14 protein-coding genes are annotated in these 10,036 nt (G+C 58.3%); all 14 read left to right on the forward strand.

Annotated features, from left to right (window positions below; genetic code table 11):
• Positions 1-205 precede the first annotated feature (205 nt).
• Entirely contained in the window at positions 206-646 is a 441-nt protein-coding gene (locus tag AUC60_RS27410) for a Rap1a/Tai family immunity protein (protein ID WP_087274724.1), read from the forward strand.
• Positions 647-1,172: 526 nt separating this feature from the next.
• Positions 1,173-2,081 (forward strand): sigma 54-interacting transcriptional regulator, encoded by a 909-nt coding sequence (locus AUC60_RS27415; RefSeq protein ID WP_087274726.1) that lies wholly within the window; start codon positions 1,173-1,175, stop codon positions 2,079-2,081.
• Positions 2,082-2,314: 233 nt separating this feature from the next.
• The gene (locus AUC60_RS27420; protein WP_087274727.1) at positions 2,315-2,593 is read left to right on the forward strand and encodes a type III secretion system major pilin HrpA; all 279 of its coding nucleotides are present in this window, start codon (positions 2,315-2,317) and stop codon (positions 2,591-2,593) included.
• A 91-nt stretch (positions 2,594-2,684) separates the two neighbouring features.
• Positions 2,685-3,737: a hypothetical protein gene (locus AUC60_RS27425; RefSeq protein WP_087274729.1), complete on the forward strand. Its 1,053-nt coding sequence runs from the start codon at positions 2,685-2,687 to the stop codon at positions 3,735-3,737.
• 20 nt (positions 3,738-3,757) lie between these two features.
• Positions 3,758-4,126 carry a type III secretion system inner rod subunit SctI gene (gene sctI / locus AUC60_RS27430; RefSeq protein WP_087274731.1) on the forward strand — a complete coding sequence of 123 codons (369 nt, stop codon included), beginning with the start codon at positions 3,758-3,760 and terminating at the stop codon, positions 4,124-4,126.
• A gap of 11 nt (positions 4,127-4,137) precedes the next feature.
• Positions 4,138-4,968, forward strand: a complete 831-nt coding sequence (gene sctJ / locus AUC60_RS27435) for a type III secretion system inner membrane ring lipoprotein SctJ (protein ID WP_087274733.1) — start codon at positions 4,138-4,140, stop codon at positions 4,966-4,968.
• Complete coding sequence (locus tag AUC60_RS27440) at positions 4,965-5,531, forward strand: hypothetical protein (RefSeq protein ID WP_087274735.1); 567 nt, start codon at positions 4,965-4,967, stop codon at positions 5,529-5,531. The genes sctJ and AUC60_RS27440 overlap by 4 nt, the downstream gene beginning before the upstream one ends.
• Positions 5,503-6,075 (forward strand): type III secretion system stator protein SctL, encoded by a 573-nt coding sequence (gene sctL, locus AUC60_RS27445; protein ID WP_087274737.1) that lies wholly within the window; start codon positions 5,503-5,505, stop codon positions 6,073-6,075. Before AUC60_RS27440 ends, sctL begins: the two co-directional genes overlap by 29 nt.
• 78 nt (positions 6,076-6,153) lie before the next feature.
• The gene (locus AUC60_RS27450; RefSeq protein WP_049827156.1) at positions 6,154-6,375 is read left to right on the forward strand and encodes a hypothetical protein; all 222 of its coding nucleotides are present in this window, start codon (positions 6,154-6,156) and stop codon (positions 6,373-6,375) included.
• Positions 6,362-6,805: a hypothetical protein gene (locus AUC60_RS27455; RefSeq protein WP_087274739.1), complete on the forward strand. Its 444-nt coding sequence runs from the start codon at positions 6,362-6,364 to the stop codon at positions 6,803-6,805. Before AUC60_RS27450 ends, AUC60_RS27455 begins: the two co-directional genes overlap by 14 nt.
• Positions 6,798-8,906 carry a type III secretion system outer membrane ring subunit SctC gene (sctC, locus tag AUC60_RS27460; RefSeq protein ID WP_238599657.1) on the forward strand — a complete coding sequence of 703 codons (2,109 nt, stop codon included), beginning with the start codon at positions 6,798-6,800 and terminating at the stop codon, positions 8,904-8,906. Before AUC60_RS27455 ends, sctC begins: the two co-directional genes overlap by 8 nt.
• On the forward strand, positions 8,903-9,106 hold the full coding sequence (hrpT, locus tag AUC60_RS27465; protein WP_087274741.1) for an HrpT family type III secretion system protein: 204 nt from the start codon (positions 8,903-8,905) through the stop codon (positions 9,104-9,106). Before sctC ends, hrpT begins: the two co-directional genes overlap by 4 nt.
• Positions 9,107-9,110: 4 nt before the next feature.
• Complete coding sequence (locus tag AUC60_RS27470; RefSeq protein ID WP_087274743.1) at positions 9,111-9,476, forward strand: hypothetical protein; 366 nt, start codon at positions 9,111-9,113, stop codon at positions 9,474-9,476.
• 50 nt (positions 9,477-9,526) lie between these two features.
• Positions 9,527-9,913: a CesT family type III secretion system chaperone gene (locus tag AUC60_RS27475; protein ID WP_087274745.1), complete on the forward strand. Its 387-nt coding sequence runs from the start codon at positions 9,527-9,529 to the stop codon at positions 9,911-9,913.
• Positions 9,914-10,036: the final 123 nt, after the last annotated feature.

Genomic DNA, 10,036 nt, shown 5'->3' on the forward strand with positions numbered 1-10,036 from the left:
CCTCGTAACCTCGGTGAGCTCCTACAGGTAATCCATCTGCTGCTCTGACTCAAACAGTTCGACTGAGTAGTCAACGCGCCGCAAAAGGTTCCACAGGCTCGATGCTGTGCGAGGAATGAATACTCGCCGAAAAAATGCGCGCAATCGTGGAACCGTTTTCTCGACACCGACCACTCAGCATTCAGATCACCATGGGATCGGACTGATGGCGGATGACAGATTTTCCATTGCTCAAGCTGTAGGCAAGGGCTCGCGCGCGCGTGACGGCGGTGTCTCCAGGCGTCGTGCCCAGGAAAACCTTCTAAGTCGTGCAGTCGGTTTGGGTGGGTTGCTGGTGCTTGCAGGGTTGTCTGAGACGGCCCAGGGAGCTTTTTTCAGCGGCCGGGATTTGCAGGTACCGCTTGGAGAGGTTCGTGCGGGGCAGCAGTTGAGCGTTGGCCAGATGCAGGCTTTGGGCTATGTGCAGGGCGTTTACGATGCGAATGCGGGGTTGTTGTTCTGCAGCCGGGAAGATGTCGATGCGGGGCAGGTCATCAAGGCGGTGAATGCTTATTTGCTTACCCATCCCGGCATGTTGGACCAACCGGCAAGTGTCGCGCTGACCGCAGCAATGATTGCCAATTGGCCGTGTAATCGACGCCAATGAAAGTATTCAAATACTCTTATTCACCCCGACCGATACATTTTTATACTGGTCCTGTTTCTATAGGCTGTGAGAGGGTAGTTGCTGTTAGGGCGCGATGATGTAAAGTGAATGAGGAGTGATCATGGTCGATAAGTGACCGTTGACATCTATTTATCAATCATAAAAATGTCACTTCCAGTCGCTAGTATCTTTGCCTCGCCGTACACAGGTATGTGAATGTCGGTTTTGGAGTGGTCGAAGGCTCTAGGACTGTGCTTTCAGCATATCTCGTTTTTTTCGTGGGCCTCGTCGAAATGCGTTTAAATATAAAAAAACAGTGAACTTTGGAACGTTGTAATGGTCCATGTAACTCGGACCTTCCACCTGATACGTTCAATCCGAATTCTTTCCCTATTGCTATGTTGAGCGAAGTTGTGTCATTTGAAATGGCACCCTTCGAGTTGTACGGCGTTGTTAACTTGTCAGGCTCAAATGCCCTATCAAGGGGTCGTCATGCCGGACGTTAGTGCGAAGAGGGGTGCGCCACATGGATAGACGCGAGTTCGAAGCAGACCTGAAAGAAATCGCTTACTTTGGTGATTTCGTTGACCTGCAGTACCTGGCCACGAATATGGCTCCCCTGAATATTGATGTGCTGCTGGTTGGCGAAACAGGGACCGGCAAGGATACCCTGGCGAGACAGATTTACCGGTTATCACGAAGGCGTGGTGCCTTCGTTGCGATGAACTGCGCGGCCATCCCGGAAAGCCTGGCCGAGAGTGAATTGTTTGGGGTGGTCAGCGGTGCCTACACCGGCGCCAGTAAATCGCGCAGCGGTTATGTCGAAGCTGCGCAGGGCGGTACGTTGTACCTGGACGAGATTGACAGCATGTCGCTGTCGCTACAGGCCAAGTTGTTGCGTGTGCTGGAAACCCGTGGCGTTGAGCGCCTGGGATCGACCGAATTCATCCCGGTGGACATGTGCGTGATCACCTCTTCGCAGCGCCCGCTGGAAGAGTTGGTTGAAGAGGGCACCTTCCGTCGCGACCTTTACTTTCGTCTCAGCGTGGTCAGCATCCAGATGCCGCCGCTGCGTGAGCGTCGCGAGCAAATCATCCCGTTGTTCAACCGTTTCCTGGCCAAGCAGGCATCGTTGGTAGGGCGACCGGTTCCCGTAATAACGCCTGCTGTCACCCAGCAACTGCTTGCACACCCTTGGCCGGGCAATATTCGTGAACTCAAATCCAGCGCAAAGCGGTCCGTGCTGGGCTTCTCGCCGTTGGCTCAGGCTTGTTCGCCGGAGCCATTGCAGCTCAAGGCGCAGTTGCGGGTCATTGAGCGCATCCTCATTGACGAAGCCATGAAGCGCCATCAGCAAAGCGTCGAAGCTGCCAGTTTCGAATTGGGCATCCCGAGCCGCACCTTGTATCACCGCATCAAAAGCCTTTCAGTCTGACACCACGCTCGACCCGGCTTCCTTCAACTCTGCCCTTGCGTCTTCCGGTTATCTGACCGGCGATAGGCGGTGGATGTCTATGTCCGCAGATCAGCCTTAGCCAGCGTGACGCAAAGTCCTGAGCTTAACGTGGAACTGCTTTGAGACTCATGCCCACTCATTGGACAGGACTGACGCTTGAACTGCGTCGGTCCTGAGTTCCTACATCAATGATTCGGCTGAGGTGCAAGATTATGGAAGGCTTATTCAACAGTATGAACAACCTGGGCAACAGCTTTAGCAGCAACTTCAAAGCTGCTACTGCCGGAACCGACGGTGGCTACGAAAGCGATTCTGCGGAGAACGCCGGGCGCATGACTGACGCCACAGGGGCTGCGGACTCCAAAGTCACCAACGCGGGCATCAAGAAAATTGAAACCGACGCCAAGAACACTGTGGAAGCGATGAGCCAGGACAGCGACCTCAAGCACCTCAGTAACGTCGCTTCTACCGCCAAGGGGATCAATTACTGATCATTCAGGCGGTGGCTGTGTTCCCTCTGTGGAGGTGCGACATGGCCCCGCCCGCACTCTGGATGTCTGATTACAAAGAGGACGTATAGGCATGACTATTTCAGTAAGTCTTGAGAACAGCCGCCCGACCAGTTTCAGCAATGAGCAGCAGACGCGTAATTCCCCCAATGCAGCGGGCGGCAGTCAACGCCCACAGAGTATGGACGCTGCCCTGGACACGCTGGTCAAGTCAATGACCGATGGCAAAGGGCAGGTCAACAGCGACAACCCACTGGTAAAATTGCTCACCCAACTGCTGGAGAAGCTGGGCTCGCAAAGTGAGGCAGCGGGCGGTCAGGGCTCAACACAGCCATTCAGCGGTATGTCTGATCAGAAACCCGCCAGCGGTTCCATAAGCGACATGAAGCCTGATGATCTTATGAAGCTTCTGAGCCAGTTACTGGGCGGGAGCACCGGCAGTGCCGGGGCTGGCAACGGTTTCGGTGGCGGCAACGGCGGCGGCAGCGGCGGTGTGAGTGGCGGCGGTGGAGCTGGCGGTGGAGATGCACTTTCGTCAGTGCTCGGTGGACTGGCAGAGCAGAAGCTTGGGAGCCTGTTGGAGCCTGCGAAGGATGGTTCGGGTGGCGCAACGTTCGACAGTGGCGACAAAGCCCTGTTGCAAGATGTCGCCAACTTCATGGATCAGCATCCGGAGAAATTCGGGACACCTGACAATGCCGACAACAAGACCAAGTCCTGGTCGGACGAGCTCAACGAAACCGGCAAAGATGGCAAGGCTGACACGTTCCTTGACGGCGCTGAAGCGTCCAAATTCAAGGAGGCGATCGACATGCTTGGCCAGGCTGCCGGCAGCGGCACGGCACCTGCTTCAGGCATGCTCGCTAACAGCGGAATCCCCATTTCTCCGGGTCAGGGCAGCGACAGCGGTGGTGGATTCGGTGGCGGTGCTGGTGGTGTGGGCGGCAGCGGTGGTTTCGGCGGTGGTAATGCAACGGTGACCATGGGCCTCGACGATCTGTTCAAACTGTTGCAGGGGCAGGGCGGTAGTGCCACCCAAGGTGCCGGGCCGACTGCCCAGGATCAGGCGCTGCAACAGGATGCCCAGAATGCAGCGGGTTCGATCATGAACAAGCTGTTCAGCTGATAACCGTGAAGGAGGTCGACATGACGATTGGGAAACTGGAAAACAGCTCGGCCTCCGCCACGGCGCTCAAGCCTGAAGCGGAGCTGGATAACCCGACGCAAGGCGATGCCGACTGGTTCAGGGCGGCCATGCAAAGACCAGAGCCGACTCAGGGCGCGGGCGCTTTTTCGGAACAGGTAATGGATCCGCTGACGCGCAAGGCGCTGTCCCTGGAGGATATGTCCAGGGATGCTGGCAAGGCGCTGCGCGAAGCGTCGCTGCATTCGGACCCCAAGAAGTTCATGGAAGCGACCCGGGCGCTGAGCGATTACTCTCTGCAAACTTCGCTGTCGGTGAAAATGATCAGCAAGGGTTCGCAAGCCTTGGACAAACTCACCAACATGCAGTGACGGGTGGGCTGATGAGGCATTTCCTGCAATACCTGAGCCTGATCGGGCTGGCGCTGATGCTGGGGGCTTGCGGTGATCAGATCGAACTGCACGGCAAGCTTTCCGAAAACGACGCCAATGATGTGATCGCCGAGCTATCGAGCAAAAACATCGACGCCAGCAAGCGCAGTAACAAAGAAGGGGTCAGCGTTCTGCTGTCCGCCTCAGACATCAATCGAGCGGTGCGAGTGCTAGAGGCTGCGGGTCTGCCACGGCGCATGCGCACCAATCTGGGCGAAATCTTCAAGAAGGAAGGGGTCATCTCCACGCCTCTGGAAGAACGCGCGCGGTATATCTATGCATTGTCACAGGAACTTGAGTCGACGCTGTCGCAGATTGATGGCGTTATTGTTGCCCGCGTTCATGTGGTGCTACCCGAGCGGGTGGCGCCTGGCGAACCGGTGCAGCCAGCGTCGGCGGCGGTGTTCATCAAGCATGCTGCGAGCCTTGATCCGGATACTGTGCTGCCGCGAATTCGGCGCATGGTTGCCAGCAGTATCCCCGGCATGGCGGCGGCGGTGGATAACACCGAGAAACTGTCGGTGGTATTTGTCAACGCACGTGCCTATCAGGAGGAGCAGGTTCTGGTTCATTACGGGCCGTTTCTGGTGCCCGAGCAGGAAGTCGGGGCGCTCAAAGGCATGATGCTGGCCGGCGGGTTGGGCATTTTCGTTTTGTTCGCGGGCTTGATTCTGTGGTTGCGCCCGGCTTTACGCCACAAGTTGCTGGAGCTGCTGGGCATGCGTTCGGCGTCCAGGGCGCCAGGTAACGCCGTTGGCCGATTTGACGAGCGCGGGGCATGAGTCCGGCGCTGGCGCAGCAGTGGCTGCAATGGTGGGCGCGACCCTGGCAATGGGCTGACCCCAGTTGGTCCGAAGTGATCACCGAGCAGCGTTTGAGCGATGCCCAGTTTGCCTGGTTGTCAGAGGTTTATCCTGATCGCCTGGCCGTTGCGTTTGGTGTTCAGGTCTGTAGCCCCACACCTCCGGACCCGATGCTCGTCAGCCTGCTGCAGGCCGACGAGCATCGGGAGTCTTTGCTCGCTGTTGTCGAGCATCTCTGCACGGCTCGGGCAACCCGACTGCTGCCGGATGAAAACTTGCGACCCTGGTGCCGCAGCGTGGCCAAAGCGCTACGACCGGGCAGTTGGTTGCCTGACGAGCCTGTTGACCCTTTGCAACTACTGGCTCAATGGCGCGGCGAAGCGCAATGGCAAAGGTTAAAGCTGCTGTGGCCGCGAGCTGTCGCAGCCACCGTAACGGCATCACCCTGCGCCGAGCCCAAGCGTCTGGATATGCTTTGGCGCGCTGCCTTGCAACGTGTTCTGGAGGAGCCTGATGTTCATTCGTCGCACGCTCAGCTTTGATGCTCAGCAGCCGGGCGTTGCCGAGCCATTGCTGCGCCGGGAATATTTCAGCGATGTGGTGCTCGCCAGTGAACACCTTGCGCGTGCTCATCTACAAGCCGAGGTTTTGCTCGCCGATGCACGGGCTCAGGGTGAGCAACTGCTGGCCGATGCTCAAGCGCAATTCTGGGATCGCGCCAATGCAATGCTGGAAGATTGGGAGGCTGAACGACAGGCCCAGCGTGAGGCGTTGGTCGAGCAGGCCCGGAGCCTGTTGAGCCAGACGCTGACCAATCTGCTGGGCACGCTGTCTGACGAAGAGCGCGCCCTGGCACTGGTGCGCCAGATTGCCCAGAGTCAGACCCGTCCGGTTCGCGCCACATTGCGTTGCGCGGTGGATCTTCATGAGTCGGTCGATGTCTGGCTGCAGCAACAACCGCGCACTCACTGGCAGCTCGAACGCGACACCGGCCTCGCTCCCGGTACGCTCTGGCTGAGCACTGAAAGCGGCGACTTCAGCCTCGACTGGGAACGGCTGCGCGAGCGCATTCTTGACCTCGCGTGATCAATATCATCAGTGACGGAACCGTTCTGTCCGGCGTGACCACTCATCGATAGTCATCCCATTTCGAGAGAGCACGCCATGTCAACCAATGCCTTGGAAAGACGACTGGACAACAACTACGACCGAGCCAGCCGCAACTACGAATACGCGAGCGAGGCCGCCGCCGACGACCCTAGTGTCGAGAACATGCAGGCCATTTTCGAGGAAACCATGAACACCACCTCGGCCAATTTCGCGCTGACTCAAGCCCTGAGCGCGAAGCACGGCATGACCAAGTCGGTGCTCGATGGCTTCCAGTGAGCTGTACACCCAGCTAGAAGCCTGCCGCCGCGAGGCGGGCGGGCTTTTCGAATGCTGGGTGGACGGCGTCAGCATCCAGGTGCAAAACCACGACGGCGGGTTTTTCTGTCGTGTCGCGTTGCCTGGGCGCATGGGCACACACAATGATCAGCTTGCTCCCCTGTTGCGCCTGGTCGAAGCCAGCCTGATGGGCGAGGACCCGATCGCCCTGGCTTATGACCGTCAAAAACAACGTGCCTGCCTGGTGCGTTGGTTACCCGCTGATGTCGATACCACGATGTTGGTCGCCACCGTTGAAAACCTGGCCAACCAGCAAGCCGCCTGGGCACTGGTACTCGCCGAACAGGCCCCGCGCAAAACGGCAGGCCGACCCGCCATGCCCGCGTCGCTGGGTCTGGGACTTTTGCACAGAGGACTGATGAATGGGTAAAACTGCCTGGACCTGCCTGCCGTTGATGGCCGCGATGCTCTGGGCTTCGCCCACATTTGCCGTCGTACCGGAACAGTGGCGCGACACTCCTTATGCCTACGACGCCAAGAATGCGCCGTTGGGTCAGGTCCTCAAGGACTTCGCCGAGAGTTTCGGCGTCAAGCTGGAGATGGAAGGCATCAGTGGCACCGTCAATGGGCGGATGCGCAGCGAAAGCCCGGAAGCGTTTCTTGATCGTCTCGCGCTGGAGCATCAATTTCAGTGGTTCGTTTACAACAACAGCCTGTACGTCAGTCCGCTTGATCAACAGCAATCCAAGCGTCTCGAAGTGGACGAAAAGTCAGTCGACGACCTCAGTCAGGCATTGACCGACGTCGGCTTGCTCGATCCACGTTTTGGCTGGGGCGCTCTGCCCGAGCAAGGTGTGGTGCTGGTGCGAGGCCCGCGTCGTTATGTCGAGTTGATTGAAGACTTCAGCAAGAAGCAGCAAAGCCGCGATGAAAAACAGGAAGTCATCTACCTGCCGTTGCGCTATGCGAATGCCGCGGACCGGCCGATCAGATACCGAGGCGAAAGCCTGAAAGTCGATGGCGTCGCCACGCTGTTGCGAAACCTGCTGGAGCGTCGCTCCTCCATGGGCGGCGGGTTGACCTCTGACTCCCTGCGCACCGGCACGCTTCCCCTGGCAGGCATGGGCGGCATGAGCACGGGTTTCGGCGCTGACGCGAGTAATTTTCCGCAGTTGTTCGACGACTCTGTCGCCAGTAATTTCAGCGGCAAGAATTATGTGGCACCTACCGAAGACGAGCGGCGCTCCACGCGCTCGCGTAATCACATTCGGGTTGAGGCGGACGTGCGTAACAACGCCGTGCTGATCTACGACGATCCCGAGCGACGTTCGATCTACAAGGATCTGGTCGAGGAGCTGGACAAGCCACGTAACGTGATTGAGATCGACGCGATCATTGTCGACGTTGACCGCAACTCCATGGATGAACTGTCCAGCAACTGGGGCTTGAGCGCCGGTAACTTCAGCGGCGGCGCGAGCATTGCAGAGAACGGCCGCAGTTCGACGATGTATGTTCAGGATCGGGACAAATTCTTCCTCGGCCTGCGCGCACTGGAAGGTAAAGGCTCGGCCACGATCATTGGTAATCCTTCGGTGCTGACCCTGGAAAACCAGCCAGCGGTGATCGACTTCAGCCAGACCGAAATTCTCGAGGCTATCGGTGAGCGGGTTGCCAATTTCCAGCCACTGACGGCGGGCACCAGCCTGCAGGTCATTCCGCGCTCGATCACGGCTTCCGGCGCCAAGGATCAGATGATTCAAATGGTCGTCGATATCGAGGACGGGCAGATTCAGGAATCCAATATCCGCGCCGAGCAGCCTTCGGTGCGCCGTGGCAACGTCAGCACCCAGGCGGTCATTGCCGAGAAAGCGTCATTGGTAGTGGGCGGTTTCCATGTCTATGAAAACAACGAACGGCGCAAAAAGGTGCCTTATCTGAGCGCGATCCCGCTTATCGGCAAACTGCTGTTTACGGCCAGCGAGCGCAGTGAGTCCAACCGCGAACGCTTGTTCATCCTGACGCCGCGGCTGATCGGCGACCAGGTGAACCCGATGCGCTACGTCGACTACGCCAACCCCAATCACGTGCAGGAGCGTCTGGACAAGATCAAACAGCGCCGCGAAGGTGCCGAGCGACCAAACCGCACGGTGGTCTCCAAGGCCTTGAGCGAGATGATTCAGGGCACGTTGCCTGCGGGCTTTACCGCCGCCGCCATACCGTTGCGGCCCGAGACATTGTGCGATGGCAATCCCGACCTGCAACTCGATCCACGGCGTGCGCAATGGTATGCCGGTGATGCCGGGTTTGGCGTCGCTGTCGCGCTGGTGCGCAACACTGCCGACAAGCCGCAACGCGTTGACGAGGCCAGCTGTGGTGGTCGTTACGTGGTTGGCGTGAGCGTCTGGCCAAGTGCATGGGTGCCGCCGGGTGGCGAGGCCGAAGTGTTCATCGCCTTGCGTCCACCCAAGGTCAACAGCGGCGCGCCGCAACGTCGCTCATTGCTCACTACTGTGGAGGTCAGCCAGCCATGAAAGCTGTCTTGCTCGCTGTCACCGTAATGTTGTTGGCCGGTTGCTCGTCCTTTGGTCACCGCGGGTGTGCCAAAGAAGCGTGTGATCGGCCTGTTTCCAATGACCGGGAGGTCGTTATCTGGTGGCCGTCGGATATGCGCGATGGTCTCGGCCTGGGGGATGAACAGGCCGATTTCACTCGAGTGCCCTTGGAGGATTAACCCTATGTCCGCTCGTAATACTGACAAGGCGCAATTTTACGCCGAGGTGGTGGCAGGACGCCCTGCTATCTGGGAAATAGCCGCTGGCGTAGCCTTTTGCACGCGGCGCGAATGTCTGGACTGGGGCCTTGCCCTGCAGGTTGACTGGCATAGCCTGGGGCCTTCGCAACTGGGCGATGCGCTGGAGCGTCGTTTCGATGATCCGGAGCGCTACAACGATTACTTTCTGTTCCTGGATTCGCGCCGCGATTTCGTGGTCTGGCACTGTTTGCCGGGCGAACTGGACACTGCCGCGCTGGATGAAATCAGCGCTCATCAGTTGCAGCTCATGGGGCTGGAGCACTTGGGCGAAGGCTTGGCGCGCCATTGATATGCGCCATGTCCCGTAACGCCGATCTTCATTTATAGGGAGTAGAACTCATGACTACACCTCACGCAGACCGCTTGCTTGCGGCGCTGGCCGCGCAGGCTGGCAGTGAATTGGTATTCAAGGATGGCCTCTGTGCGCTGGCCGATGAGCAGGGGCAGGAGCTGGCCAACATTGAAGTCCCGGCACCGGGCGATGTGGCGTTCGTCCATGCCCGGATTGATCTTGATCAGACGCAACGTGGCATCCACGAGCGTTTGCTGCAGCTCAATTTCAAGCCTGACCAAATGGGTGGGTGCTGGTTGGCGCTGGATGCGCAGAACACGGTCCGTCTGTGTGCTCAGCAGGATCTCAGCGTGCTCAATGAATTGAGCTTCAGTCAGTGGATCATGGGCTTTGTTGACCGGCTGGCTACTTTGCGCCGTACGCTGGTGCGGTAACGTGGCTGCATCGCTTCGATTCATAGGGATGTTTGTGTACATATCCGTTACCGCGTTTATGGCTTCTATTGGTTGCGCCCTTACGGCGCCTCACTTTTGAACAGCGCAAAAGTAAGCAAAACG

It is taken from the genome of Pseudomonas caspiana, assembly GCF_002158995.1.
In the GTDB taxonomy this organism is placed as follows: Bacteria; Pseudomonadota; Gammaproteobacteria; order Pseudomonadales; family Pseudomonadaceae; genus Aquipseudomonas; species Aquipseudomonas caspiana.

Bases quoted from the DNA above. Each gene is read 5' to 3' on its own strand.
- AUC60_RS27410 (WP_087274724.1), top strand. From the start codon at position 206: ATGGCGGATGACAGATTTTCCATTGCTCAAGCTGTAGGCAAGGGCTCG.
- AUC60_RS27415 (WP_087274726.1), top strand. From the start codon at position 1,173: ATGGATAGACGCGAGTTCGAAGCAGACCTGAAAGAAATCGCTTACTTT.
- AUC60_RS27420 (WP_087274727.1), top strand. From the start codon at position 2,315: ATGGAAGGCTTATTCAACAGTATGAACAACCTGGGCAACAGCTTTAGC.
- AUC60_RS27425 (WP_087274729.1), top strand. From the start codon at position 2,685: ATGACTATTTCAGTAAGTCTTGAGAACAGCCGCCCGACCAGTTTCAGC.
- sctI (WP_087274731.1), top strand. From the start codon at position 3,758: ATGACGATTGGGAAACTGGAAAACAGCTCGGCCTCCGCCACGGCGCTC.
- sctJ (WP_087274733.1), top strand. From the start codon at position 4,138: ATGAGGCATTTCCTGCAATACCTGAGCCTGATCGGGCTGGCGCTGATG.
- AUC60_RS27440 (WP_087274735.1), top strand. From the start codon at position 4,965: ATGAGTCCGGCGCTGGCGCAGCAGTGGCTGCAATGGTGGGCGCGACCC.
- sctL (WP_087274737.1), top strand. From the start codon at position 5,503: ATGTTCATTCGTCGCACGCTCAGCTTTGATGCTCAGCAGCCGGGCGTT.
- AUC60_RS27450 (WP_049827156.1), top strand. From the start codon at position 6,154: ATGTCAACCAATGCCTTGGAAAGACGACTGGACAACAACTACGACCGA.
- AUC60_RS27455 (WP_087274739.1), top strand. From the start codon at position 6,362: ATGGCTTCCAGTGAGCTGTACACCCAGCTAGAAGCCTGCCGCCGCGAG.
- sctC (WP_238599657.1), top strand. From the start codon at position 6,798: ATGGGTAAAACTGCCTGGACCTGCCTGCCGTTGATGGCCGCGATGCTC.
- hrpT (WP_087274741.1), top strand. From the start codon at position 8,903: ATGAAAGCTGTCTTGCTCGCTGTCACCGTAATGTTGTTGGCCGGTTGC.
- AUC60_RS27470 (WP_087274743.1), top strand. From the start codon at position 9,111: ATGTCCGCTCGTAATACTGACAAGGCGCAATTTTACGCCGAGGTGGTG.
- AUC60_RS27475 (WP_087274745.1), top strand. From the start codon at position 9,527: ATGACTACACCTCACGCAGACCGCTTGCTTGCGGCGCTGGCCGCGCAG.